Below are 26,450 nucleotides of genomic sequence, written 5' to 3'. Positions count from 1 at the left end.
CGGACGGGCCGGACTACTCACGCAAGTGGTCCCCGCCGAATACGGCCCTGCCGACGACTCCGTCCGTGGCGGGAAAGGACGCCGCACCGGTGGCGGCCCCGAAGCCGGAGCACCCGGTGCCGCCGACCTGGCAGCCGCCGGCCGCCACCGCTTCGAAGCCGCACCCGCACGGCACGGCCGACGTCGTGCTCGGGGCCGCGCCGACCGCCGGTGCGCAGACGGCCCAGGCACAGCCGGACGGCACGCCGCCGCCCGTACCCGCCGGCGACCCGGCCCAGGCGCAGAACCTGCCCGTAACCATCGCCCCGCTGGCCGCGACCCCCGGCGACCAGGCCGCCGCGCCGGCCGCCGCGCAGAACGTGCGGGTGGACGTGGCCGATGCCAAGACCACTGCGGCCGCTGGCATATCGGGCCTGGCTCTCTCCCTCTCCCGCACCGACTCCGCCCCCGGCAGCCGGGTCGAGGTGGCGCTCGACACCACGCAGCTCGGCGCTGGTATCGGCGGCGACTGGGCCTCCCGTGCCCACTTGGTGGAGCTGCCGGCCTGCTCGCTGACGACGCCCCAGGAGCCGGGCTGCCTCGCGCAGCAGCCGGTCCCCTCGCACTACGACCCGGCCACCGAGAAGCTGGTCGCCGACGTCACCCTGCCGGCGAGTGGCACGCACAAGGGTGCCCTGCCGCGTGGTGCTGCGAACTCCGCGGCGCGGGCCGACGCGCTCGCCACGGCCGCCGCGCCGATGGTGCTGGCCGCCGTCAGCGGCTCCTCCAGCGGCGCCGGCACCTACGCGGCCACCAATCTGAACCCGTCGCAGGCCTGGACCTCCGGCGGCTCCTCGGGCTCGTTCACCTATAGTTACCCGATCGCTTCGCCGCCCACCCTCGGTGGCGCAACGCCTCAGGTCGCGCTCTCCTACAACTCCTCCTCCGTGGACGGCCTGACCTCCTCCACCAACGCCCAGGCGTCCTGGATCGGCGACGGCTGGAGCTACAGCCCCGGCTACGTGGAGCGCTCCTACCAATCCTGCAACAACGACGACATCACCAACTCCGGGGACGACTGCTGGGCGGGCGCCAACCTGACCCTGTCCCTGGGCGGGCACTCCGGCGAACTGGTGCCGGACGACGCGAGCTGCCAGGCGAACGCCCCGGGCACCACTGAGCAGTCCAACTGCACCTGGCGGCTGAAGAGCGACGACGGCATCAAGGTGCAGTTCCTGACCGGCGCCACCAACGGCACCTGGAACGGCTCCTACCTCAAGGTGACCGACACCGCGGGCAACGCCTACTACCTGGGTCTGAACCATCTGCCCGACGCGAACGGCAACCCGACCGGCACCGGTCCGGCCAGCAACTCGGCCTGGACGGTCCCGGTCTACTCGCCCAAGAGCGGCGATCCCTGCTACGACAGTTCCAAGGGTCAGAGGTCCTGGTGCAACGCGGGCTGGCGGTGGAACCTCGACTACGTCGTCGATCCGCACGGCAACCTGACCACCTACACCTACGCCCCCGAGACCAACTACTACGCGCTCGGCGGCGGCCAGAACAACGGCACCGGGAGCAACACTGCCTACACCCGATCCGGCGTGCTCACCGCGATCGGCTACGGCCAGCGCCTCTCCGACCAGCTCGGCGCGGGCGGCAACTACCAGGCCGCGGCCCAGATCGTCTTCAACTCGGCCGAGCGATGTGTCACGTCGACGACCGCCTGCGACCCGTCGCAGCGCACGAAGGCGAACGCGGCCAACTGGCCGGACGTCCCGATGGATGAGCAGTGCGACGCCACGGGCTCCTGCACCAACTACCAGCCGACTTTCTGGACCAGCAAGTGGCTGACCGACATCACCACCCAGATCCGGTCGAGGGGCACGTACATCCCGGTGGACGGCTACGCCCTAAACCATCGCTTCGTCAACGTGCAGAACGCCACCGAGAACACCCAGGTCCCGTGGCTCGGCTCGGTCCAGCGCACCGGGCAGGACTCCACCGTCGCGGGCACCTCGGTCTCGCTGCCCGCGGTCAGCTTCACCGAGCAACTGCTGCCGAACCGGGTGGACGGCACCAACCTGATCCCCGCCCGGCCGGCGTTCAACCGCCCGCGCATCCAGCTGATCACCACCGAGACCGGCGGCACGATCGGCGTCAACTACGCCCAGTCGGCCTGTTCACGGGTGAACAACATCATGCCCGCCACGGCCGACACCGACACGCTCTCCTGCTACAACGTCAAGTGGCATCCGTCGACGGAGCAACCGAATGCCCAGCCGATCGACGACTGGTTCTTGCGCTACCCGGTGAGCACCGTGACGGTCAACCCGAACACAGCCGGCTCCATGCCGCAGACCACCGCCTACAGCTACGGCAACGCGGCCTGGCACCGCAACGACTCGCCGATGGTCAAGGACATGGACCGCACCTGGGACCAGTTCCGCGGCTACGCCTCGGTGACCACGGTCACCGGCAGCGGCAACGACGGCCCGCAGATGCAGAGTTCGAGCACCTTCCACCAGGGCATGGACGGCGACCTGCTGAGCGGAGGCGCGGCCCGCAGCGTCTCGGTGGCGGGACCGAAGAGCGGCTCGGTGACTGACTCCGACTGGCTCTCCGGCTGGGCTCTGGAGACCGACACCTACTCCGGTGCCGGCGGCTCGATCACCTCCTACACGGTGAACACCAGCAGCGGTCCGAGCACCACCGCGACCCACAGTCGCGGCAGGCTGCCAGCCCTGATCGCCCGCTACGCCTCTACCACCGCGGCCAACACGGCCAAAGCGCTGAAGGTGGACGGCACCTGGCGGACCACCAGCACCACCACGACCACCGACCCCGCGCACGCCAACCGCGTGCTTACCGTCCTGAACAGCGCGGACGGGCTGCCGGACAGCTGCGAGCGAGACTCGTACGCGGCCGGCTCCGACCCGCAGATCTCCTCGCTGCCCTCCGAGCAGCAGACCGTGTCGGGTAGCGGCGCCTGCACCGCAACCCCGACCGCGTCCAACACGGTGACCTGGACCCGCTCGTTCTACGACGGCCAGCCGCTCAACCAACTCGGCACCGCCCACGATGTGACCAGTGCCCAGGCCGTGGAGAGCGTCGACGGCTCGGGCAACCCGACCTTCACCACCTCGGCGATCACCACCTACGACGCCTACGGACGCTCGGCCACGGTGACCGACCCGAACCACACCGACAACACGCACAGCGGCGTCACCTTCACGACGGCGTACTCCTCGGCGAACCCGGGCGAACTGGCCAACTCGATGACGGTGACCACCCCGGCGCCCGCCGGCGCCCCGGACGCGCAGAGCGCGGGCCGGATCACCACCACCACCATGGCTCCCGGGCGCGCCCTGCCGCTGGTGGTGACGGACCCCAACGGGCGGGTCACCACCAAGGCGTACGACGCACTCGGCCGCCTCGCCGCAGTCTGGCAGCCGGGCCGGACCACCGGCCAGAACGCCAGCAAGACCTTCGCCTACTCGGTGCCCGGTGTCGTGAACAACGCGGCGGTTCCGCCGACCGTCACGACCAAGAGCCTGCTGTCCAACGACACCTACACCACGTCGATCCAGATCATGGACGGCCTGGCACGGACTGTGCAGGTACAGGCCGACCCAGCGATCTCGGCCTACCAGGGCCGCATGATCACCGACACGAACTACGACTCGCAGGGCCGTACCATGCGCTCCAATGCGGCCTGGTACAACAACGACGCCGCACCCAGCACCACGCCGTTTCTGACCACCACGCAGAAGGTCCCGGCACAGACCTACACCGTCTTCGACGGCCAGAGCCGACCGGTCACCACCCAGTTCCTGGCCTACGGAGTGGTGCAGACCACCACGACCACCGGCTACCCGGGTGTAGACCGTACCGACGTCACCCCGCCGACCGGCACCACGCCGACCAGCACGGTGACCGACGCCCGCGGCAAGGTGGCGCAGATCTGGCAGTACCGCACCGCCGCCGCCACGGGCAAGCAGTCCGACGCGGACGTCACCGTGTTCACCTCCACCCCCAGCGGCAAGCCGGCCACCCGGACCGACTCGGTAGGCAACGTCTGGAGCTACGGCTACGACCTACGTGGCCGCCAGACCACCTCGACCGACCCGGACAGCGGCACCGTGACCCAGGTCTACAACCCGGGCGGCAGCCTGGTGAACCAGACCGACGGCCGTCACCAGACCATCGCGTACACCTACGATCTGCTGGGCCGCAAGACCGGTTCCTACAACGGTTCGGTGGCGCCGGCCAACCAGCTGACCTCCTACACCTACGACACCGTGCTGACGGGCCAGCCCGGCTCCTCCACCCGGTACACCAACGGCGCCGGCGGCCCGGCCTACACCAGCTCCGTGCTGACCTACGACACTGCCTACCACCCCACCACAACCACCATCACAATCCCCGGCATGGACATCGGCCAGAGCGCGACGACCCCGTTCACCTACACCTACCAGGCACAATACGACCCGATCACCGGCGCACTGACCGACGACGACCGTTCTGCAGTCGGCGACATCGCCGAGGAGACGGTCCACTACACCTACGACTCATACGGCCTGCTGCGCTCCTACGGCGCCCTCGGCGGCGCCACCTACGACCTGTCCTCGGATTGGGACGCATACGGCCGCAGCATCCGCGCCACGGTGAACCCCTGGGGCACCCAGATCGTCCTGACCAACATCTACGACGAGTCGACCGGACGGATGCTCTCGCAGTTCGTGGACAAGCAGACCGCCGCCACCGGCGCGGTGCAGCAGACCACGTACGCGTACAACAAGAGCGGCCAGATCACCGGCGTGCGGAACATTCCCGACAACGTTCCCTCCTCCACCGACCTGCAGTGCTTCGGCTACGACTACCTGGGCCGCCTCACGACCGCGTGGAGTGACACCGGCGCGCTCGCACTGGCCGCGCAGCCCTCGGTCGGCGGACAGGGTTCGTGCGGGAACTCCACGCCCACCAGCGGCGCGCAGGCTCCGGCGCTGACCACGGTCGGCGGGCCGGCCGCCTACTGGCAGAGCTACCAGTACGACGCCACCGGCAACCGGACCCAGTTCGTCCAGCACGACCCGGCGGGCAACACCACCGCCGACCGCACCGTTACCCAGTCCTTCCCGGCTGCAAAGACGGTCAACGGGCTCAACGGCGCGGTCGCGGGTCCACACGCGCTGATCTCCGCCAGCTCGGTCACCGGTGCCGGCACTCCGTCGGTCACCAGCACGCAGTACGACGCCTCGGGTGACACCACCCGGATCACCGACGCCACCGGGAAGCAGACCAACCTGTCCTGGAACAGCGAGGGCCAGCTCGGTCAGTTCACCAATACGACGGCCGGCAAGGTGACGTACGTCTACGACGCCGCCGGCACGCAACTGGAGAAGCAGGACCCGAGCGGCACCACGGTGTACCTCGGCAACGACGAGCTCCACTACAACAGCACCACAGGCGTGGTGACCGGGACCCGGTACTACACCATCCCCGGCGGTCTCACGCTGGTGCGTCAGAGCAACTCGCAGTGCTTCGAGTTCGCGGACAACCGCGGCAGCAACATCCTCTCGATCGATGCGACCACGCTGGCCGAGACCAGGCGTCCGCTCGACCCGTTCGGCAACCCGCGCGGCAGCCAGCCGAGCACCTGGGCCGGCGACAAGGGCTTCGTGGGCGGTCTGAAGGACGACTCGACGGGGCTGACCACGCTCGGTGCCCGGATGTACCAGCCGGGCACCGGACGGTTCATCAGTCCCGACCCAATCACCCAGCCCACCAGTCCGCAGCAGTGGAACGCCTACGCCTACAGCGAGAACAATCCGGTCAACCTGACCGACCCGAGCGGACTCGCGCCCTGTGCCGATGGCGTCAAGGACGTCTGCGGCGGGGGCCCCACCTGCAGCATCTTCCAGGTCGGCTGCAACGCGACCAACTCTTCGGGTGGTGCGGCCCCGTGCAGCTACAGTCCGTGGGCGGTCAACAGCTGCCCGGACACCGCGCCCTCCACATCGACGCTTGCCCCGTACACGCCGCCGGCCGACAAGGTGGACGACGCCAGCCAGTTCGGCTTCGGATGCATCCCACCGGCGGGCGCGCAGCGCAGGGTGCTGTCCACCGCGAGGTCCTCGGAGGACCACGGCATCATCATGGTCCGCTTCTACATCCACAACAAGACCGCAGCGCTCTACAACCTGCTCGGTGACAACCGCGGCCCCTCCGACGACCCTGACGCCGCCTACCGGATGGTGCTGTTCTGGGACACCGCGACCGGCGAGATCAGCTTCACCGTCGCGCCGTCGGCCTCTAATCCGTGGTCCATCCCCGGCCTGGGCACGCGCTTCGATTCCAAGGTGCTTCCCGCCCGACCGCTGGACGTCGGGCCGTACAGCGCCAAGGACACCACGCTGGCCTGGCACAACAACCTCAACCCGCTCGAGCTCTCCGCGGACAAGATCAAGATGGACATCCACGGGATCAACTCCACGATGGACCAGTTCTCCGCCAACGCGACGGTGACGGTCAGCCTCGGCACGCACTCCGTCTCGGTGGAGCGCAAGGGGGACAAGTACCCGGACATGGAGGTGGTGCAGTATCGTCGAGGGATGGCGCCGAACATGGTAGGCAAGGACCCGATGGCGTCTTTCATTATCGACGACGGGCTTAACACGGCGCCCCTGTGGGCCGGTGGCCGGGACGCCAAGATCAACTGCCCCAGCAGCTGCTGATGGCTGCTGAAGTGAGGGACGAGGGCGCGCTGCGCTGGTTCCTGCGGGCAGCAGTCAGGTACATCCTGGCCTTCGCCGTTGGCTGGTTCGTGCTGGCCGGCGTGCTCACCCTGCTGTTCCTCCCGCCGGACGACCAGGTGCCTTACGGGCTGGTTGGGGTGGGGTACGTGCTCTTCCCGCTGTTCGGCGGGATCTCCCTGGTGATCCTGCTGGCCCTCTCGCCGCTACGGTTCTTCCCGCACCTGCGGGCCGTCGCCGGTATCGCGCTGACGGGCCCGCTGCTGTTCATACTGTTCATCAGCGGAACCGGATGGCTAATGTGGCCACTGACAGCCATTCAGCTCGGCTTCGTGCTCAAGCTGATGCCGGAGGCACGGTTCCGGGTCGTCGCCCGTCGGCCCTGACCCGGCTCGTCCGACCCGGCGCCGGCCCGCGAGACACTGTCTTGCGGGCCGGCGTTCACCGTTGTGCCCTGACCGCGGGTTTCGCGGATTTGACCGACTCGATGAGCTGGCGGACCTTCTTGAGCATCGGCTCGCCGAACCGCTCCTTCTCGCGCGTGAACGACGGCCGCAGCAACTCAACACCCAGCTCGGCGAATTCCTGCTCGAACGCCTTCGAGGCGAAGCCCTTGTCGGAGATGAGCACGATGCCCGCGCGGCGGGCGACGAGCTCCGCATCGACTTCGGGCATCGCGCCCAGCACCTCTCGCTCGTCCAGCTTCGGGTTGGCCAGCGCCCGCAGGATGGGCATGCCGGTCGGCGTGCACACCAGGTACAGGGCGCAGAGCCCAGAAAAGCGGGAGTGCGACGCGCAGTAACCGTAGCCGGCCCAGCCGGTCAGGTCGGAGTGTTGAACAGTCGGGCGCGACATGCCGCTCGGCACCGGTGTCGAGTCGGTGATCCACACCGTGTCCGTCCAGAAGCCGCTGCCCCCGGGCCAGTTCCCGGAACACGCGTTTGACCAGCGGCAGAGCCGAGCGCAGGCGCCTGCTGTAGCCCGCACGCTGGGGCAGGTACGGGAACATGTCGGGCAGGTGCTTGTGCGCGTAGCGCAGCCAGCGGGCCTCGGAGTGGTACCCGAGCAGGGCCTGGGCCACTGCGAGGCAGACGAGTTCGGAGTCGCTGAGACGTCCGCTCGGTCCGAGTGGAGGAGTGCCGCGGCACGGGCTCGACTTGGGCCTACTGGCTGGCGTAGCTTGCAGCCCCCTGCGTTACGGCCCGTCCGTCGAAATCGTGGTGGAGTGCCCGCGTCGATCCCGGGGCCAGTCAGGGCCTCGGTGCGGCTGCTCCGGCGGAGCTCTCCAGCCTGACGTCGGATTCACGCCAGTCTGAGCTCGCCGTTCAGCCGTAGCTGAGGGCGGTCCAGTCGAACGACGTTGCTCTGGTGCCCACTGAAGCTGGTGCGTGCGTCGAATGTGTGCCGTACTCAGGATTCGAACGAGTACGGGGGCGGCTCGGCAGCACGCCGGAGTGCCAGAGCATGGGATCTGGTCGATGCGCACGTTCCGCTTGCGCCGTGTCACCTTCCGTTTGCATCCTTTCGGGGCGTGGCCCATCCTGTGGGGCCGGACGGACGAGAGGTGAGCGATGAGTGCTGCCGAAATCGACGTGATGGACCTGGCGACGCGCGCGTCCGAGGCGCTGGCCGTGGAGGTGGCGCGGTCCGGGTGGAGCTTGGTCCGGGAGAAGATCGCCCGTTTTCTGCGGCGTGATGAACCTGCGGCGGTGGAACGGCAGTTGGCGGAACTGGATACCGTCGGCGAGAGGTGCGGCCCGAACGGTGACGAAGCGCCGGAGGCGCTCAGGGCGCAGTGTTTCTGGCAGCTCGGAGCGTATCTGCAGCGCAACCCCGACGCGGTTGAAGAGCTGGAGCAACTGCTCGCCGATCTGGGAGCCGGGGGCGGGACCGTAGGCGCGGCGATGAACGCGAACGGGAACACCAACAGCGTGGTCATCCAGGCCGGTGGCAACGTGAGTACGGGGAAGGGCTCCATCACCGCTTCGACGCGGCCCCGGAGTTGACCGTGGAGCGGCCGATGGAGGAGCCCGGTCTTGAGTTCTTCGGGGGTCAGCGAGCCGACGGCAACCACCGGTCGGTGGTAGTCCAGGCCCAGGCGGTCGGTGGGGCCAATGCGGTCGCCGTGGTCAACATCCACGAGAAGGAACTGCTGCCCGTTCACTCCGTCGAGCCTGCGGTGATCTCGTCCGTGCGGCAGGCATGGGTCAGGATCGATCGCGATGGTGGAGAGGTCCTCGCCGCGGAGGCGGTCCGTGACGTGCTCCTTCGCGGAGACGGGCTGGCAGTTGTGGCCGGCGACGAAGGCAGCGGCCGTTACGGTATCGCTGTCCGTGCCCTGACCATGATGGACAAGCCACGTCGGAGCGAGGGCAAGCCCTCGCTGGAGCTGTGGCAGATCACGCCGGACTGGGACCCACCGGACAGCAGCCTGCTCCCGATCGAGGCGAACTGCGGATACCTCTTGAACGTCTCCGCCGAGATCGCAGAGTGGCCGAAGGAGATGCTGTCGAAGCTGAGCGACCACTGCCGTCGGCTTGCGGAGGTCGGATCCTGTTTGGTCGTGATCGCCAGCCGGGATGGCTGGCCCACCATGGGACACGAAGCGGCCGCCGCAGTCCAGGCTCGACCGCCCGCACCCCGACACCTGGTCGGCTCGCACCTCAGCCTGCTCCACCGTTGTACGGAACTCGTCGAACGGTTGCAGCCCGGATATGAGCCCGATGAGAACGAGCAGGACCTTGCCCGGTTGGTGACCGATGATATGCACCCGGAAGATGCCACCGAACTCGCCCGGCTGCTCGCCGGTGCGGCCGACAGCGAGCAGAAACTCGCAGAGGCAGTCGAACGGTTCACCGGATGGCGCGACTACGTCACTGGGTTCTTCGGACGGACCGTCGAACGGCCGGAGGACCGCGCGCTGCTCCTGGCGGCGGTACTCCTGGAAGGGGTCAGCCCTTCCCAAGTGCACCAGGCTGCCCGAGATCTGCTCGGTGAGAAAGCCGACGACAGCGTGCGCACTGCCCTGTCGGGTCTGGACTTGGGAAGCCGGCTGCGTGACGCAGGAGCAAAGGTCGGAGACAACAAGGTGACCTTCACTCACCGGCCCGGCTACGGCTACGCGGTGCTCAAACACATCTGGACCGAGCTCGCCGATGCACAGAGCCACATCAGAAAATGGATCGCGCGCATCACGGCCAACGGAGAGATCGGAGCCGACCGGCTCGACACCATCGCCGAGCTGCTGGCGAGACTGGCAGCCGAGCACAACGACAGCACCGTCCTGCCCAGCCCGGCCACAAGAGGTGCTGCTGCGGCGCTCAGCCGGGGCGACGCCGCTGCCCGAATGCTCTCCTCTGCAGCGCAACATCCGGTTCTCGGCGCGGCGGTACGCAAGCAACTGCGGGAGAACTGGGCGCCGAGCAGAGATCAAGAGGTCGCCAGAGTCGCCGCCCTAGTCTGCCAGGGCACGTTCGCCGCGCGGTTTCCCGGTCAAGCCCTGGTGCGCCTCCGGCACGTCCTCGCTCGGGACGCCGACGACCAGGCCAACGGCGAGGCGGGGAGGGCGCTGCGCGCGTTGGTGAGCGAGCACGGCAAGCTCGCCTTGACCTGGGCAGCCGTCAACGACTGGATCGGACCCCCGGAAAGCAACACTCCTGGCAAGGCCAGCAGATCACGCGCCGGCCGACGGGCGTTCCTCGCCCTGGCAGATCTCACCGCTGACCCGTATCCCACGGAGCTCCTGCTCACCGCAGCCCGCCACGACGAGTCCGTCACCGACGAGATCGTCGCAGCATGGAATGTCATCCTGCCCGACAAGGCACTCGCGCATACCTGCGAGAACACTCTCGCTGCCTGGGCCGAGGCCAGCATCGACGGGCCCCTGCTGGGAAACCAGGTCCTCGATCTTGTGGAGCGGGTTGTCAGCGGTCGCATCGGACTCGATCCTGTTGCGGCCATCGTCGTCGGCCGTGAGATCGATGCCGAGTCGAAGGCCATGCGCGAGTTCCGTCGGCGATTGATCAGTCGTCGCTTCTCGGCCGCCCGACCGGAGCCGTCGTGAGCCAGGCCGGCGCGACCCGGGCGCAGCGGCGGACATTGCGGCGTGCGGTGACCGCGTTTCCCGCGGTGCTGCCCACCTGTTACCCGGACATCGCCTTCACCACGGAGATCACCGCCACCACGTACCCCGACCACCTGCCGGGATACAACACACCGGTTCTCGCACGGCTTATCCGCACTACACTTCGTCGAGCGGCGGTGGATGCCGCCGCTCAGCTGGATCCGGCCGACCTGCCGGGCGCCCGGGATGCCCTGGCCGACCATCTGGCCGGTCCTCGTCCGTTGGCCGGACACCCTGATCGCATTCTGCGGGCCGAGGTCACTGTAGTTCTGGATCAGGCCGCCACTGAAGCCACTGCCGCGGTGATGCGTGCCCGCCGAAATCAGGGGCTGGAGGACACCGTCTTCCTCCAAGCAGCCAGAGCTCGCGCCCTCGCCCTTGCCGACCCGGCGATCCTAGCCGCGGCTCTGACCATGCCCGGTACGGGAACGTGGGCGGAGCATCTCAAAGACTTCAAGTTGACCGATGAGAGTTCCAGGACCGACTTCACCAAGGCTCTGGCGGGTCTGTCGCAGTTGCTCGCGACCGCCCGTAAACCGTCCACCGATCCGACCGACCTCCAAGTTCTGGAGATCTTGCGCACATTCTTCTCCCGTTTCGACCAGTTACACCAGCGACGGTTGCTCGTGACCTTTACGTCCGACTACATGCGGACTGCCGGCCACGGCGACCTCGCGACCGACCTGGAAGAGGCCCTCAACTTCCACACCGGCGCCGAACCGACGGAGGAGACCGACCGGCCGGAGCCGGTGGGATGAGAACCACCATCCTGCGCTGGTTGCTCGCACCACGGACCAGTTGGTGTGCCTGGCGTCTCACCCGAGCGAGTTCCGAGCAGATCGATTTCGATACTGCCTGGCGATCCGCCCGGGTGTGGCTGCACCGTGACGAGCTCGAGTTCCGCGCTCATGGGCACCAGCCGCCTGGTAAACCAGAAGGTCCAGCCGAGCGGTCGGCGCCGTCGCGCAGCCTTGACTGACGGTTTCCGTGGCGCCAGTGCGCATGGCCTCGAAGCCGCTGCCCATAGACGGCAGGTGAGTCCTGCCGAGACAGGCCACGCTGCGACGGTCGGTGGCTACATGCTGCACGACTTGTCGTGGCTGCGGCAAGGTGGGAAGCGATCTTCCCGGACGTGGGAAGGGTCACGGCGGCAAGGCGCATCGCTGCAGGTCATCCCTACTCGTGAACGGCCCACCCAACAGAAGCCCCGCCCGGTCGTCAGACCGGGCGGGGCTTCTGCGTTGTCCGGGGTCGATCCGGCGCGGGGGTACGGGAGTTGGCCGTGTGGCGACCGTCACGGCGGGGCGGGCCGGTGAACTGACGGTCGGTCGCGGGCGGGAGTGGGAGCGGGAACAATGGCGGGAACTGGAACGGGAACGGCCGAGGGCCGGCCGGGGGAATCCGGCCGGCCCTCGGGGTGGGGCGGGGTGGGTCAGGGGCGCTGGGAGCCGGCGTAGGGGCCGGGCTGGGGGGCGCCGGACTGCGGCGGGACGGCGCCGTAGCGGGGCGGGCGGTAGCCGCGGGGGTGCCGGGTCAGGTTGTAGCCCAGGACGCCCGCCAGGGCGGCCAGGGCGCCGCCGCCGATGGTCCAGTACCAGCGGCTGTTCCAGCCGGAGAACCAGCCGGTGTACCAGTGCTCCTCGGCCGCCACCGGGGCGGCCGCCTTGGCGGTGCTGGCGCCGCCGCCGGCCGGCGGGACCAGCGGGGCCTTGAGCTCGCCGCCCTCCGGCTGGGCGTTGTCCGCGTTGCCCTTGGCGCTGACGTGCAGCTGGACGGAGGTGGCCAGGCCCAGGTCGGGCTGCGGGACGTCGCTGACCGAGAGCCGCACGTAGTAGGTGCCGGGCAGCGGGTCGCCGGACCACGGCTCGGCCCAGGAGCGGATCTCGCGCAGGGTGCAGCTCAGCGTGAGCGTGCCGGTGTTCTGGTCGCCGGTGGCGTTCTGGGTGCCGGCGGTGCAGGACTGGCGGCGGCGGAGTCCGTCGAAGACCTCGGCGGACCAGGTCTGCGGGCCGTGCCGGTCGGTCGCGGGGGCCAGGTTGACGGTCAGGCCGATCGTCGGGGTCTGGCCCTCGGAGGCGCCGAACGCCCAGTACAGGTAGTCACCGGTGGAGGCGGCGACGTTGGCGTCCTGGCCGGGGGAGAGGTTGGTCGCGGTCAGGAAGGAGGTGCCGGCCTTGGTGGCCGGGGCCGGGGCGCCGCTCGCGCTCGCCGAGGGCGAGGGGGAGGCGGCGGAGGCGGCCGGGGCGGCCAGCGCGAGGGCGGGCAGCAGGGCGAGGGCGGCGAGGGCGCCGCGAAGGGTCGTGCGCGTGGTCGATCGTGTGGTCGGTCGCATGGTCAGTTCTCCTGCCAGACAGAGATCCGCCAGCGGGCGATCCAGCCGAACACCAGGCCGAACAGCAGCCCGGCGAGGGTGAGGGTGAGCAGCAGGATCCAGCCGCGGCCCAGGCCCATCGCCGCGCCCTCGGGGGCGGACGAGGCGGTGGCCAGGTCGACGGTCAGCTCCATCGGCAGGCCGGGGTCGGCCTGGACGCCGGCCTGCGGGGCCAGCGAGTTGCTGACGACCAGGCAGACGGTGGTCTCCGGCTTGGCGCTCGACGAGGAGGTCGGGCCGGTGGTGATGTAGCCCTTGGAGTCGCTGGTGGACCAGCGCAGGCCGGTGGAGATCACGTCGGTGCGGCTGCTGCCGGCGTCGGTGCCGCGGACCAGCTCCTGGCCGGTCGCGCTGGTGGCCTGCAGCAGGACGCCGTAGTCCCGGGCCACCGCGCGGTCCAGGCCGACGCTGACCGAGGCGCGCAGCTCCTGGCCGGACTTGACCGGGACCTTGTAGACGCGGTGCTCGGAGAACTTCTCGCGGTCGCTGTACACGCCCGGGGCGAGCACCGGGGCGCTCTCGCACTTGTCGGCGCCGGAGGTCTTCACCGGGGTCACCGCGTAGGTGTCGTTGGAGCGGTCGACCAGCTGCTTCACCTTGTCGGTGAGCTGCTCCTGGGTGCGGACGTCGGTGTAGGTGCCGCCGGTCGCGTTGGCGATGCAGAGCAGCTGCTGGCGGGTCTTGTCGTCGTGGGCCAGGCCGAGGGTGTCGACGACCAGGTGGATGCCCTGGGAGGCGAGTTCACGGGCGACGTCGCAGGGGTCCGGCGGGGTGCAGGTGTCCTCGCCGTCGGTGATCAGCACCACCCGGCGGGTGGTCTCGCCCTTGCCGAGGTCCTGGGCCGCGCCGCGCAGGGCCAGGCCGATCGGGGTCCAGCCGGTGGGCCGCAGGGTGGCGATGGCGGTCTTGGCCTCGACCTTGTTGGTCTTGCCGACCGGGTACAGCTGCTTGGTGTCCTGGCAGCCCTGGGTCTTGTCGTTGCCGGGGTAGTTCGCGCCCAGGGTGCGGATGCCGAACTCGGTCTCCGCGGGCAGCGCGTCGATCACGTCGTTCAGCGACTGCTGGGCCACCGAGATCCGGCTCTTGCCCTGGATGTCCCGCTCGTTCATGGAGCCGCTGACGTCCAGGACGAGGTCGACCCTGGGGGCCTCCTTGGGCGCGGCGGCTCCGGCTGATGGTTCGTCGGCGTGGGCGGGCAGGCCGATGAGCAGCGAGGCGCCCGTTATCGCCAGGGCGCCCAGCAGGCTGCCGAGCCTGGTCTTTGGTCGTCGTCCGGTAGTCACCCGGTGATCCTAGGGATCATCAGTTCGCGATGGCCAAACGAGACCGGATCGTGCGTCACCCCGCCGTGGCGTGAACTCCGGCGCGTGGAAAGGCCGTCGGGGCCGCGCGGGCTTACGTCCGCCCTACCCGGGCTGGATAGCCTTCCGTGCGGGTTTCGTGCGAGTCCGGGCGGGAGTGGGGGCGCGGTGGAGCTGACGGGGGTCGGAAAACGGTACGGGCGGCGCGGACGGTGGGTCCTGCGCGGGGTCGATCTCGCCGTCGGGCCGGGGGAGTTGGTGCGGATCGCCGGGGCGAACGGGAGCGGCAAGTCGACGCTGCTCCGGCTGGCGGCCGGGATCGAGCGGCCGACCGCCGGGCGGGTGGCCTGCCCGGGCGGTGCCGCGTACGTGCCCGAACGCTTCCCGCCCGCGCTGCCGTTCGACGCCGCCTCGTACCTGCTGCGGGTGGGCCGGGTGCACGGGCTGTCGGCGGAGCGGGCGCGGCGGCGGGCCGGGGACTGGCTGGACCGCTTCGGCATCGCGGACCGGGCGGGCACGCCGCTGAGCCGGCTGTCGAAGGGCACCTGCCAGAAGGTCGCGGTCGCGCAGGCGCTGCTCGCGGAGGCCCCGGTCCTGCTGCTGGACGAGGCGTGGACCGGGCTCGACCCCGACGCCAGGGCGGTGCTGGACGAGGCGGCCGCGGAGCGGGCGGCGGACGGCGGGGCGGTGCTGTTCGTCGACCACGACCCGGCCCGACTGGCCGGGCTGACCAGCGCCGCCTACCGGGTCGGCGCGGACGGCGCGCTGCGGCCCGCCGAGGAGGCGGGGCCCGCGCCGGACGGTGGCGGCCCGGTGATGGAGGTCGAGGTGGACGTCCCGGACGGCACCCCGCTGCCGCCCCGGCTGCCCGGGGCGCCGCGGCTCACCCCGCTGGCCGGCACGGCCGTGCGGCTGACCGTGCCGGCCGCGCACACGGACGCGCTGCTGCGCCGGCTGCTGCTCGGCCGCCCGGCCGTCCGGGTGCTGGCGGTGCGGCAGCGGGAGGGGCAGCGGTGAGGCAGATCGGGGCGCTGACCCGGTACCACCTGGAGCTGCTGGTGCGCTCGCACGCCTGGCTGCCGCCGTTCCTGGCGTACGCGCTGCTGCTGGTGGTGGGCGTGTCGGCGGGCAACCCGCTGCTGGGCGACCTCGGCTACGGCGCGGCCGTGCTGCTGCCGGTGAGCGCCTGGTACGTGCGCGGCGCGCTCGGGGCGGAGCCGCCGGCCTCGCGGGCCTGCCTGGTCGCGGCGGCGGGGCCGCTGCGGGTGCACCTGGGCGCGCTGCTGGCGGCGCTGACGGCCGGGCTGGTGCTGGCGGCGGCCGAGGTGACGGCGCTGTGGTGGCTGAGCGGGACGGTGGCCAACCCGGGGGTGGAGCGGCAGCCGCCGGTCGGACCGGCGCTGGCGGCCGGGGCGTCGGCCGCGGTGGTGTGCGTGCTGCTGGGGGTGGCGGCTGGGGCGCTGGCCAACCGGCCGGTGCTGGCGCGGCCGCAGTACGGCATCGCGGTGGCGCTGGCGCTCGCCGCGGTGGCGCTGGTGGCGCCCCTCTCGCCGGCCAACGCGGCGGTCCGCGGCCTGGTCTCCGCCGCCCGCACCGGCCGGGTCGCGGTGCCGTGGGTGGAACTGCCGCCCGCCGTCGTCCTGCTGGCCGCGGCGGCGGTCGGGGCGGCGGCGCTGGCCGGGCGGCGGCCCGAGTGAGCGGAGGATTCCTGACAGGAGCGGACACACCGCAGCAAAAAGCCGATAAATATGGATAGTGCTCGTTAGGGTGACGAATCTGGGTGAACCGGCTTCGTGCCGCCGGTCCATCCCGATTGGCATCCCCCCGGAACAGCGCTCCGGCTCCCCGCGACCCCCAGGACGGTCCGTGGCGACACCCCCCGCCGTGACGAGAATCGCAGCCCGGCCGAGCCGGCCGGTGCCGACCAGGCGCACCACCGAGCTGCTGCTGGTCCTGGCCGCCGTGCTGATCGCCGTGTTCGGCTACGTCGAGGTCGGCGTCAACCTGGACGGCAGGGTGCCGGCCGGCGCGGTCGAGTACGGCGCCGCGCTCGGCGTGCTCGCCCTGCTGGCGCACGCCGTGGTCCGCCGGTGGGCCCGGTACGCGGACCCGCTGCTGCTGCCGATCGCGGTGCTGCTCAACGGGATCGGCCTGGTGGTGATCTACCGGCTCGACCGCGCCACCTCGGGCACCGGCGCGGCCTCCACCCAGCTGCTCTGGTCGAGCCTGGGGGTGGCGCTGTTCATCGCGGTCGTGCTGCTGGTGCGCGACCACCGGCGGCTGCAGCGGTACGCCTACCTCGGGGCGCTGGTGGCGCTGGTCCTGCTGGTGCTGCCGATCTTCTTCCCGCCGGTGTACGGCTCGCGGATCTGGATCGTCCTGGGGCCGCTGTCCTTCCAGCCGGGGGAGTTCGCCAAGATCCTGCTGGCCGTCTTCTTCGCCGCCTACCTGGCGGTGCACCGGGACGCGCTGGCGCTCACCGGCCGCCGGGTCTGGCGCTGGCAGCTGCCGCGCGGCCGGGTGCTCGGGCCGGTGCTGCTGATCTGGGCGGCGTTCGTCGGTGTCCTGGTGCTGGAGACGGACCTCGGCACCTCGCTGCTGTTCTTCGGCCTGTTCGTGGTGATGCTGTACGTGGCCACCGCGCGCACCGGGTGGATCGTGATCGGGCTGGCCCTGGCGGCGGTCGGGGCGGCCACGGTGGGCTGGCTCTCGCCGCACGTGCACAGCCGGGTGACGGACTGGCTGGACCCGCTGGGCTCGATCGCGGCGGGCAAGGGCGCCAACCAGATCGCCCAGTCGCTGTTCGCCTTCGCCTGGGGCGGGGAACTGGGCACCGGGCTCGGCAACGGGCACTCGGTGCTGATCGGCTTCGCCGCCAAGTCGGACTTCATCCTCGCCACCATCGGCGAGGAACTCGGCCTGACCGGGCTCGTCGCGGTGTTCCTGCTGTACGCGCTGCTGATCTCCCGGGGGTTCCGGACGGGCATCGCGCTGCGCGACCCGTTCGGGCGGCTGCTGGCGATCGGGCTGGCCGCGATCGTCGGCCTCCAGGTGTTCGTGGTGGCCGGCGGGGTGCTCGACCTCATCCCGCTGACCGGGATGACGCTGCCGTTCGTCGCGCAGGGCGGCTCCTCGGTGGTCACCAACTGGATCATCATGGCGTTGCTGGTGCGGATGAGCGACATCGCGCGCCGGCCGGCCCCGGCCCTGCCCGTGTCCGCGTCCGTGTCGGAGGAGGACTGATGGCGCGCACCCGCTCCCGTCCGCGCGCCCGGGGCAACGGCCCGCAGGGCCTGCCCGGCATCTCCGTCACCGGGCGCCGCGCGGGCGCCTTCTGCCTGCTGCTGGTCGCGGCGCTGTGCGTCCAGGCCACCCGGGTGCAGGTGTTCCAGGCCGAGGACCTCAACCACAACTCCGCCAACCAGCGGCTCACCATCGAGCGGTACTCGCAGCCGCGCGGCAACATCCGGGTCGGCGCGGACACCGTGACCGGCTCCGAGCCCACCGGCGGCCGGTACGACTACAAGCGCACCTACACCGACGGCCCGACGTACGCGGCCGTCACCGGCTTCGCCTCGCAGGCGTACGGCAACACCCAGCTGGAGGGGGTCGAGGACGACCTGCTGTCCGGGACGGACAGCAGGCTGGCCGGCTGGGCGGTCTGGGACGCCGTCGCCCGCAGGCAGAACCCCGGCGGGGACGTCTACACCACCCTGAACCGGGCCGCCCAGGAGGCCGCGGTGCGCGGGCTCGGCAGCCAGAAGGGCGCGGTGGCCGCGATCGAGCCGGCCACCGGCCGGATCCTCGCCCTGGCCAGCACGCCGTCCTACGACCCGGGCAGCTTCGCCGGCTCCGCCGCGGCCGACCAGGCCGCCTGGAACCGGCTGCAGGCCGACACCGACCAGCCGATGCTCAACCGGGCGCTGCGCCAGACCTACCCGCCGGGCTCGACCTTCAAGGTGGTCACGGCGGCGGCCGCGCTCGCGGCCGGCGTGGTCACCGACCCCGACGCGCCGACCGACGCGCCGTTCCCGTACGTGCTGCCCGGGACGACCACGCCGCTGGTCAACGACACCTCGGCGTGCGACCGGCCCGGCCAGTCGCTGGACACCGCGATGGTCTACAGCTGCAACAGCGTGCTGGGCTACCTCGGGGTGCGGACCGGGCTGGGCCCGATGGTGGCGATGGCCGAGAACTTCGGCTTCAACGACGCCAGGCTGGACATGCCGGTGCGCCCGGCCCGGTCCAACTTCGACACCACGATGAACCAGTCGCAGGTGGCGCTCTCCTCGATCGGGCAGTTCGACACCGCGGCCACCCCGCTGGTGATGGCGATGGTCGCGGCCGGGATCGCCAACGACGGGACGGTGATGCGCCCACAGCTCGTGGCCAAGCTGACGAAGGGCGACGGCACCGCGGTGCAGCTGATGAAACCCGCCGTGTACCGGCGGGCGATGACCCCGGCGGTGGCCGGGCAGGTGCGGAAGCTGATGACCGACGTGGTGGAGAACGGCACCGGCGGCAACGCCCGGATCGGCGGCGCGGTGGTCGGCGGGAAGACCGGTACCGCGCAGCACGGGGTGGACAACAGCGGGACGCCGTACGCCTGGTTCATCTCCTGGGCCAAGCCCGTCGGCTCGGACGCGGTGCCGCCGGTGGCGGTGGCCGTGGTGATCGCGGACAGTGACGCCACGGACGTCACCGGCGGCGGGCTGGCCGCGCCGATCGCCCGCTCGGTGATGCGGGCGGTGCTGGGCCGTTGAGCTGCTGCTTTAGCTGCTGGGCGGCAAATCCGCCGTCTGCGAAGTGTCCGGTTTGTATAGGCTCATGCGCCAATTCGTACAATGCGCCGATCTGGACTGTTCGTTTGCGACACTGGTGCTTTCGCGGGGTACTGTCCCATCTTTGTTCGGTTGGTCCCCGATGACACCCCATGGCGCGTCGAGTGACCGGCCGCCAGGACACCCTCCCCCGCCCAGAAGGACCGCAGCTGTGACCAGCAACTCTCTCGGTGCGCGTCTGCTGCGACGCAAGCCCGTCTCGTCCCTCATCGCCGAGAGCGAGGGCCGGGACGGCCTCCCGGCCGGTGCGCCCGAGGAGGGCGGACGCTCCGGCATCCACCTGCGCCGCACGATCGGCCTCTGGCAGCTGTCCTCGATCGGCATCGGTGCCACCATCGGCACCGGCATCTTCTTCGTGCTCAGCAGCGCGGTGCCCTCGGCCGGCCCGGCCGTCATCCTGTCCTTCGTGCTCGCCGCGGTCACCGCCGGACTCACCGCGCTCTGCTACGCCGAGATGGCCTCCGCGATCCCGGTCTCCGGATCCTCGTACTCCTACGCCTACGCCACCCTCGGCGAGGGCGTCGCGTTCGGCGTCGGCATCTGCCTGCTGATGGAGTACGGCGTCTCCGCCTCCGCGATCGCGGTGAGCTGGGCCGAGTACCTGAACAAGTTCCTCGACCTGGCCTTCGGCTTCACCATCCCGGAGCAGCTGTCCGGCGCGCCGGACCACACCCACTGGTTCAACCTGCCGGCGCTGCTGCTGGTCGCGATGGTCTGTGTGCTGCTCACCCGCGGCGTCAGCGAGTCGGTGAAGATCAACGCGGCCATGGTCGGGATCAAGATCCTGATCCTGCTGCTGTTCGTCGGCATCGCGCTCACCGGCTTCCACTCCGGCAACCTGACCCCGTTCATGCCGCTCGGCATCGGCGGCGTGCAGGTCGCCGCGTCCAGCATCTTCTTCTCCTTCATCGGCCTGGACGCCGTGTCCACCGCCGGTGAGGAGGTCAAGAACCCGCGCCGCACCCTGCCGCTGGCGATCATCATCTCGCTGGTCGTGGTGACCCTGCTCTACATCCTGGTCGCCCTCGCCGGCATCGGCGCCCAGCCGTGGCAGAAGTTCCAGGGCCAGGAGGCCGGCCTCGCCCAGATCCTCCAGGACATCACCGGCCAGACCTGGCCCTCGATCGTCTTCGCGATCGGCGCGATCATCTCGATCTTCAGCATCACCCTCGTGGTGATCTACGGCCAGACCCGCATCCTGTACTCCATGGGCCGCGACGGCATGCTGCCCAAGCGCTTCGCCGAACTCTCCCCGCGCACCGGCACCCCGGTCTGGAACACCCTCGTGGTGGGCCTCGGCGTCGGCGCGCTGGCCGCCTTCGTCCCGCTGAAGGAACTGGCCGACATCACCAGCCTCGGGACGCTCATCGCCTTCTCGGTCGTCTCGATCGGCGTGATCATCCTGCGCCGCACCCAGCCCGACCTGCCGCGCGGCTTCAAGGTCCCCGGCTACCCGGTCGTCCCGCTGCTCAGCGTCGCCTTCTGCGCCTACCTGATCACCGGCCTGCACGCCGACACCTTCCGGGCCGGCGCGATCGCCCTCGCCGTCGCCGTGGTCGTCTACTTCGGCTACAGCATCAAGCACTCCAAGCTGGAACAGCAGGCACAGGCCGCCACGGCGGACAGCTCCACCGGCCACCGCAACAGCTGAGCCGGACGAATCCGGACCTGGGGGGCCGCCGGCCACGACACTCGGCGGCCCCCCTCATGCCACCTCCCGCCACGTGCCCCACGCCATGGCGACAGGGCCCGGCCACCACCCATAACCTTCCACCATGGTGAGCACCCGCACGCCCGGCTTCTCCCGCCCGCGCGGCCGCTTCACCGGCCGCAGCAGAACGCCGGCCCCGCCGACCCCCGCCGCAGCGCCGTCCGGACCAGGACGACCGCCCCTCGGCTTCTCGAGTCGGCCGTTCCCCCGCCAGCGTGGCGAGAGCACGTTCCCACCCACGCCCGATCGGCTGAATCCCGCCCGACTCGCCTCGATGCGCACCGTCCAACTGCTCGGCTGCCTGATCGCGGCCGGCTGGGCGGCCGCCTTCCCGCTCGTCTCCGACCTGCCCAACCAGCGGATGTGGGGTTTCATCGCGGCCCCCGCCTACGTCCTGGCCGGGCTGCTCTGCCTCACCCTGCCGCGCCGCTACGCGGCCCGCGCCGCCGCCGTGGTCGGCCTCGCCGGGGCCGTCCTCGCGCCGCTCGCCCTGCTCGCCGTGCAGGGCCGCCACCAGTCCGAGGTGATGGTGGTCGAACGCTCGGCCCACCTGCTGCTCACCACCGGCAGCCCGTACCTGCCGCACCCGGTGGTGGTCACCGACTACAACCCGTACCTGCCGGCCATGACCCTGTTCGGGATGCCGCGCCAACTGCTGGGCGACGGCTCCGACCTCGCCCAGGTCGCCGGGGACGCCCGGATCTGGTTCGCGCTGGCCTTCGTGGTCTGCCTGCTGGCCAGCTGGCGGCTGCTGCGGCCCACCCGCGAGCGCGCGCCGCTGCTGCCGCTCGCCGTGCTCACCGCCTCGCCGCTGATCTCGCTGGCCCTCGTCGTCGGCGGGGTGGACCTGCCGCTGATCGGCCTCTGCTGCCTCGCCATGGCACTCGCCGAGCGGGACCGCACCGTCGGCGCCGGCCTGGTGCTCGCCCTCGCCTGCACCCTCAAGTGGACGGCCTGGCCGGCGCTGCCGGTCGCCGCCCTGCTGCTGTGGCGGCTGTATGGCCGCCGGCCCGCCGCCCGGACCGCCCTGATCGCGCTCGGCACCGGCCTGGCCGTGCTCCTGCCCTCCGTGCTGACCCGGGCGGACGCGCTGCGCGAGCAGGTGGTGCGCTTCCCGCTCGGGCTCACCGCCATCCGCACCCCGGCCGGCAGCCCGCTGCCCGGCAAGGTGCTGGCCGGCTTCGGGCCGACCGGGCACTCCGTCTCGCTGGCGCTGATGACCATGGGCGGGATCGGGGTGGCCATCTGGCTGCTCGCCCGGCCGCCGGTGTCCGCGATCGCGGCCGCCGACCTGCTGGCCGCCGGGCTGGCGATCGCGTTCATGCTCGCCCCGGCCGGGCGGTTCGGCTACCTCGCCCTGCCGGTGGTCCTGGTGATCTGGCCGCGGCTGGCGGCCCGGCGCTGGAGCAGCCGGCGCCCGATCCCGCCGCACCGGCTCCCGGGCAGACCGGAGCCCGCCCTGCCACGGGGCTGAGCGGGCTCCGGTCGGACGGGGGCGCTGGCCTAGCGGCCCGCGGCCTTGAGCAGCGAGGCGACGGCCGGGCCGGCCGCGTCCACGCCGTGGCCGCCGCCCTGCACCTCGGCGGCGACCGCGATGTTGCCGCGGAAGGCGGTGAACCAGCTGTTGGTGGTGGACGCGCCGGCGACCTCGGCGGAGCCGGTCTTGGCACCCGCGTTGTCGGTGATCCCGGCCATCACGTCCTTGGCCGTGCCGCCGGTGGCGGTGGCGTTCATCATCGCGCGCAGCTTGCCCGCGACGTCCGGCGCGATCTGGCGGGCCGCCGCCTGCTGCGGCAGGCCGGGGACCAGGATCGGCTGCTTGAACGCGCCGCTCTGGACGGTCGCGGTGATCGAGGCGATGGCCAGCGGGTTCATCTGGACCTTGCCCTGGCCGATGTAGTTCATGGCCTGCTCGTCCTTGCTGCCCGGTGTCGGCGGCACCTTGCCGTCGGTGTTCGGCAGGCCGGTCTTCCACTCCAGGCCGATGCCGAACACGTCCTTGGCCGTGTTGGACAGCGTCTCGGGCTTGAGGCTGGTCAGGCCCTGGTTGATGAAGGCCGTGTTGCAGGACACCATGAAGTCCTGCTGGAGCGTGTTGTTGGGGAAGGCGCCCGGGAAGTCGTTCGGGATCGCGACCGGGTTGCTGCTCTTCTCCGGGCAGGCCACCACGGTGTCCGGGTTGACCCCGGCCTCCAGCAGCGCCGTCGAGGTGACGATCTTCATCGTCGAGCCGGGCGCGAGCAGGCCGGTGAAGGCCCGGTTCTGACCGTTGGCCGGCGCGTTCGCGAAGGCCAGCACCTGGCCGGTGCTCGGCTCGATCGCGGCGACGGATCCGGACTTGCCGCCCAGGTCCGTCATCGCCTTCTCGGCCGCCGCCTGGATGGTGTTGTCGATGGTCACCTTGAACGGCTTGCCGGGCTTGGGCTCGACGATGGTGAACAGCTTGTCCGCGGCCCCCTTGCCGGCCGGGTCGCTGATCACCACCGCGCTGCCCGCGTCCTGGTCCTTGTTCGGGTCCGGCGGCAGCAGCTTGTGGGCGTTGTCCTGGAGGGTGGACAGCAGCGCCGGGGTGAGCGAGGCGCCCTGCAGCGGCTTGCCGTTGCGGTCCACCACGGTGGACGGCGGGGCGAAGACCTGCTGGGTGGCGATCGTCTCGTTGCCGGACAGGTGCGGGTGGATCACCGTCGGCGCCCAGTGCACGGCCGGGGTGTTGTCGCTCATCTTCACGACGTTCAGGAAGCCGTTGTAGTCCCAGACCCGGTTGGTGCCGGCGAACTCGGCGCGCGCCTTGAAGCCCATCAGCACACCGGCGGGGCCGGCCGAGGCGGAGGCCGACGGAGAGTCGGCGGCACCCGGGGTCGCGCCCGCCGACGGCGTGGCCGAGGCTGAGGGCTTGGCCGGCGCGGGGGTGCCGGTGGCCGAGGCGAAGGCCTGCGGGGTGGCAGGCCCGGCCGGGGCCAGGGTCAGCGCGCTCGGCTTGACCTGGTCGCGGAACGCCGTCAGCGCGGTGGTGGCCGCAGCCGGGTCGTCCGTCAGCGCGGCCGCCTTGTCCAGCTCGCCGGCCGCCCAGGCCGCCAGGAAGTCCTTCGCACCGTTGGTCGCCTGCTCGGCCGAGGGCGGCTCGGCGACCACCGTGCGGGGCTTCTTCGCCGAGGACGATCCGGAGTCCGAGCCGCCCATCAGGCTGTACGCCCCGTAGCCACCGCCTGCGAGCACGGCGACGGAGACGCCGGTGATGATGCCGATCTTCGCGCCTCTGCGCATGGTGCTGTTCCCCCAAGGGTCTGCCGGACGGGCGCAACCGACCGGGGCCGGACACGCTGTTCCCCCCAGCCTAGGCAGCGCCGATCGGTGCGCCGACGAAATGCCCGCGAGTTGTGACGGATCTGGTACGTGTCGTGCACCGCATACGGACGATTCAGGGAACAGCGGTGTCGATCAGATCCAGCTGTTGAACCACATCCGCTGGCGCCAGTCGTCCATCGGAATCGTCTGCCCGGTGAACAGCGGGAAGAAGAAGAGGAAGTTCCACACGATCAGCAGCACCAGCAGCCCGGCCGCCGCCGAACCGATGATCCGGCGGTCCCGGGAGGCGCCCGGCGGCCCGATCAGCGCACCGACCAGCATGGTCACCGCGAGCACCAGGAACGGGACGAACACCACCGCGTAGAAGAGGAAGATCGTCCGCTGCTGGTAGGCGAACCACGGCAGGTAGCCGGCGGCCAGGCCGCACAGCACCGCTCCGGCCCGCCAGTCCCGCCGCGCCACCCAGCGCCACAGGCAGTACACCAGCGCCACCACGGCCGCCCACCACAGCAGCGGGGTGCCGATGCCCAGCACCTCGCGGGCGCACTCGGCGGCCGTGCAGCCGCTCTGGCCCTGCTTGGGGGACTCGTAGAAGAACGAGACCGGCCGGCCCAGCACCAGCCAGGACCACGGGTTCGACTGGTAGGTGTGCGGGTCGCTCAGATGGGTGTGGAAGTCGTAGACCGTCGAGTGGTAGTGCCACAGGGCGCGCAGCCCCTCGGGTATCCACGGGTAGTCGGTCGAGCGGCCGACCGCCCAGTCCCGGCCCCAGCCGCCCTTGCCCGGCACGTTGCTGCTGGCGAACCAGCCCCACCAGGACGTGACGTAGACGACCAGCGACACCACCACGACCGACACGAAGGCCGGCACCACGTCCCGCGCGAGCGTCGCCAGGTACGGGCGCGGGGCCCCGGCCAGGCGACGGGCGCCGACGTCCCACAGCACCGTCATCACACCGAAGGCCGCCGCCACGTACAGGCCGCTCCACTTGGTGGCGCAGGTCAGGCCGACGCAGACGCCGGCCGCGATCCGGTACGGGCGCCAGCCCAGGTTCGCCCGCTGCGCCAGCACCGCGTCCGGTACCCCGCCGAGCCGGTCGGCCAGCCGGGCCCGGGTGCGGTCGCGGTCCAGCAGCAGGAAACCGAAGGCGGCGAGGATCCAGAACATCACCACCAGGTCCAGCAGCGCGGCGCGGCTGAGCACCAGGTGCAGGCCGTCCACCGAGAGCAGCAGGCCGGCCACGCAGCCCAGCAGGGTCGAGCGGAACAGCCGGCGGGCGATCCTGGCCACCATCAGTACCGACAGCGTGCCGAGCAGGGCGACCGCGAACCGCCAGCCGAAGGGGTTCATGCCGAACAGCATCTCGCCGGCGCCGATGATCCACTTGCCCACCGGCGGATGGACCACGTAGGAGGCCGCCGAGCGGTACGGGACGGCCGCGCCGGGCGTCATGATCTGCTCGTTGGCGCCGTCCGGCCAGTTGATCTCGTAGCCGCCGTGCCAGAGCGCGTAGGCGTCCTTGGCGTAGTACGTCTCGTCGAAGATGATCGCGTGCGGCTGGCCGAGGTTGGTGAAGCGCAGGATCCCGGCGAACACCGCCACCGCGATCGGGCCCAGCCAGCCGGACCAGCGGCACAGCCACGACCACACGGCCGGCGGCACGGACACGCCCAGCCGCAGCAGCAGCGGCGACGGGGGCACCACCGCCGGGGTCACCCCGGGGCCGTCCGGCATCGGCGGGGCCAGGCGCTCGGCCAGCGGGGCCACCGGGCGGCCGGCGTAGCCGAACCCGGCCAGCCGCTCGCGCCAGCCCCGTGCGGCGCTGCCGGCTTGATCGGGGCTGCCGGGCTGGTCGGGTCGGTCGGGCTGCGCGGGGCTCCCGGCCTGGTCGGCGGGCCGCGGAGCCGGGACGGCGGAGGACGGCAGGCCGGCCACGTCGCCGCCATCCTGCGCGGTGTGGTCTGTACCAGTGGGCGTGCGAGCCGCCGTGTCGCCGTTCATCCGCCACATCGTAGGGGCGCTTCTCGCACACGTGACCGCTCCCTCGGAAGCTGCCCGAATCG

General features: G+C 71.1%; 16 protein-coding genes. 11 read left to right on the top strand and 5 right to left on the bottom strand.

What is annotated here, in order from left to right; genetic code table 11:
* Positions 1-65: 65 nt before the first annotated feature.
* Together AB0R04_RS16190 and AB0R04_RS16185 are read left to right on the top strand one after the other, a co-directional pair.
* Positions 66-6,716, top strand: a complete 6,651-nt coding sequence (locus tag AB0R04_RS16190; protein ID WP_363371564.1) for an RHS repeat-associated core domain-containing protein — start codon at positions 66-68, stop codon at positions 6,714-6,716.
* Positions 6,716-7,120, top strand: coding sequence for a hypothetical protein (locus tag AB0R04_RS16185; RefSeq protein ID WP_363371563.1), 405 nt, complete (start codon positions 6,716-6,718; stop codon positions 7,118-7,120). The genes AB0R04_RS16190 and AB0R04_RS16185 overlap by 1 nt, the downstream gene beginning before the upstream one ends.
* Before the next feature lie 55 nt (positions 7,121-7,175).
* Here AB0R04_RS16185 and AB0R04_RS16180 read toward each other — a convergent pair whose 3' ends face one another.
* A complete protein-coding gene (locus AB0R04_RS16180; RefSeq protein WP_363371562.1) occupies positions 7,176-7,625 on the bottom strand; it encodes a hypothetical protein in 450 nt (149 codons plus the stop codon).
* 680 nt (positions 7,626-8,305) lie between these two features.
* Between AB0R04_RS16180 and AB0R04_RS16175 the strand changes: the two genes are divergently transcribed.
* The 3 genes from AB0R04_RS16175 to AB0R04_RS16165 are packed head-to-tail and all read left to right on the top strand — an operon-like array spanning position 8,306 to position 11,615.
* Positions 8,306-8,740: a hypothetical protein gene (locus AB0R04_RS16175; protein ID WP_363371560.1), complete on the top strand. Its 435-nt coding sequence runs from the start codon at positions 8,306-8,308 to the stop codon at positions 8,738-8,740.
* A gap of 14 nt (positions 8,741-8,754) precedes the next feature.
* The gene (locus AB0R04_RS16170) at positions 8,755-10,797 is read left to right on the top strand and encodes a hypothetical protein (RefSeq protein WP_363371558.1); all 2,043 of its coding nucleotides are present in this window, start codon (positions 8,755-8,757) and stop codon (positions 10,795-10,797) included.
* Positions 10,794-11,615: a hypothetical protein gene (locus AB0R04_RS16165; RefSeq protein WP_363371557.1), complete on the top strand. Its 822-nt coding sequence runs from the start codon at positions 10,794-10,796 to the stop codon at positions 11,613-11,615. Before AB0R04_RS16170 ends, AB0R04_RS16165 begins: the two co-directional genes overlap by 4 nt.
* A gap of 674 nt (positions 11,616-12,289) precedes the next feature.
* On the opposite strand, the gene AB0R04_RS16160 is transcribed toward AB0R04_RS16165, so the two are convergent.
* On the bottom strand, positions 12,290-13,189 hold the full coding sequence (locus AB0R04_RS16160; protein WP_063348076.1) for a hypothetical protein: 900 nt from the start codon (positions 13,187-13,189) through the stop codon (positions 12,290-12,292).
* Positions 13,190-13,191: 2 nt separating this feature from the next.
* On the bottom strand, positions 13,192-14,511 hold the full coding sequence (locus AB0R04_RS16155; protein ID WP_363371555.1) for a VWA domain-containing protein: 1,320 nt from the start codon (positions 14,509-14,511) through the stop codon (positions 13,192-13,194).
* Between the two features lie 186 nt (positions 14,512-14,697).
* Between AB0R04_RS16155 and AB0R04_RS16150 the strand changes: the two genes are divergently transcribed.
* From AB0R04_RS16150 to AB0R04_RS16125, 6 genes are all read left to right on the top strand, one after another.
* The gene (locus tag AB0R04_RS16150) at positions 14,698-15,546 is read left to right on the top strand and encodes an ABC transporter ATP-binding protein (protein ID WP_363371553.1); all 849 of its coding nucleotides are present in this window, start codon (positions 14,698-14,700) and stop codon (positions 15,544-15,546) included.
* Positions 15,543-16,226, top strand: a complete 684-nt coding sequence (locus tag AB0R04_RS16145; protein ID WP_363371551.1) for an ABC transporter — start codon at positions 15,543-15,545, stop codon at positions 16,224-16,226. Before AB0R04_RS16150 ends, AB0R04_RS16145 begins: the two co-directional genes overlap by 4 nt.
* A gap of 187 nt (positions 16,227-16,413) precedes the next feature.
* Positions 16,414-17,772 carry an FtsW/RodA/SpoVE family cell cycle protein gene (locus tag AB0R04_RS16140; protein WP_363371549.1) on the top strand — a complete coding sequence of 453 codons (1,359 nt, stop codon included), beginning with the start codon at positions 16,414-16,416 and terminating at the stop codon, positions 17,770-17,772.
* Entirely contained in the window at positions 17,772-19,292 is a 1,521-nt protein-coding gene (locus AB0R04_RS16135; protein WP_363371547.1) for a penicillin-binding transpeptidase domain-containing protein, read from the top strand. The genes AB0R04_RS16140 and AB0R04_RS16135 overlap by 1 nt, the downstream gene beginning before the upstream one ends.
* A gap of 229 nt (positions 19,293-19,521) precedes the next feature.
* On the top strand, positions 19,522-21,021 hold the full coding sequence (locus AB0R04_RS16130; RefSeq protein WP_363371545.1) for an amino acid permease: 1,500 nt from the start codon (positions 19,522-19,524) through the stop codon (positions 21,019-21,021).
* Between the two features lie 334 nt (positions 21,022-21,355).
* Entirely contained in the window at positions 21,356-22,555 is a 1,200-nt protein-coding gene (locus tag AB0R04_RS16125) for a glycosyltransferase 87 family protein (protein WP_363371543.1), read from the top strand.
* 29 nt (positions 22,556-22,584) lie between these two features.
* Here the strand turns inward: AB0R04_RS16125 and AB0R04_RS16120 are convergent, their stop codons facing one another.
* Both AB0R04_RS16120 and AB0R04_RS16115 read right to left on the bottom strand, forming a co-directional pair.
* A complete protein-coding gene (locus AB0R04_RS16120; protein WP_363371542.1) occupies positions 22,585-24,345 on the bottom strand; it encodes a penicillin-binding transpeptidase domain-containing protein in 1,761 nt (586 codons plus the stop codon).
* Between the two features lie 174 nt (positions 24,346-24,519).
* The gene (locus AB0R04_RS16115; RefSeq protein WP_363371540.1) at positions 24,520-26,388 is read right to left on the bottom strand and encodes a phospholipid carrier-dependent glycosyltransferase; all 1,869 of its coding nucleotides are present in this window, start codon (positions 26,386-26,388) and stop codon (positions 24,520-24,522) included.
* Between the last annotated feature and the right edge of the window lie 62 nt (positions 26,389-26,450).

The sequence above is a fragment of the Kitasatospora sp. NPDC056731 genome (assembly GCF_040687675.1).
Lineage (GTDB): Bacteria > Actinomycetota > Actinomycetes > Streptomycetales > Streptomycetaceae > Kitasatospora.
Note: the sequence above shows the minus strand (reverse complement) of the source record. Positions and strands in the feature narration are given on the sequence as shown.

Excerpts from the sequence above, each read along its gene's own strand:
- AB0R04_RS16170 (WP_363371558.1), top strand. The coding sequence starts at position 8,755 with ATGGAGGAGCCCGGTCTTGAGTTCTTCGGGGGTCAGCGAGCCGACGGC.
- AB0R04_RS16115 (WP_363371540.1), bottom strand. The coding sequence starts at position 26,388 with ATGAACGGCGACACGGCGGCTCGCACGCCCACTGGTACAGACCACACC.
- AB0R04_RS16120 (WP_363371542.1), bottom strand. The coding sequence starts at position 24,345 with ATGCGCAGAGGCGCGAAGATCGGCATCATCACCGGCGTCTCCGTCGCC.
- AB0R04_RS16135 (WP_363371547.1), top strand. The coding sequence starts at position 17,772 with ATGGCGCGCACCCGCTCCCGTCCGCGCGCCCGGGGCAACGGCCCGCAG.
- AB0R04_RS16125 (WP_363371543.1), top strand. The coding sequence starts at position 21,356 with ATGCGCACCGTCCAACTGCTCGGCTGCCTGATCGCGGCCGGCTGGGCG.
- AB0R04_RS16160 (WP_063348076.1), bottom strand. The coding sequence starts at position 13,189 with ATGCGACCGACCACACGATCGACCACGCGCACGACCCTTCGCGGCGCC.
- AB0R04_RS16175 (WP_363371560.1), top strand. The coding sequence starts at position 8,306 with ATGAGTGCTGCCGAAATCGACGTGATGGACCTGGCGACGCGCGCGTCC.
- AB0R04_RS16185 (WP_363371563.1), top strand. The coding sequence starts at position 6,716 with ATGGCTGCTGAAGTGAGGGACGAGGGCGCGCTGCGCTGGTTCCTGCGG.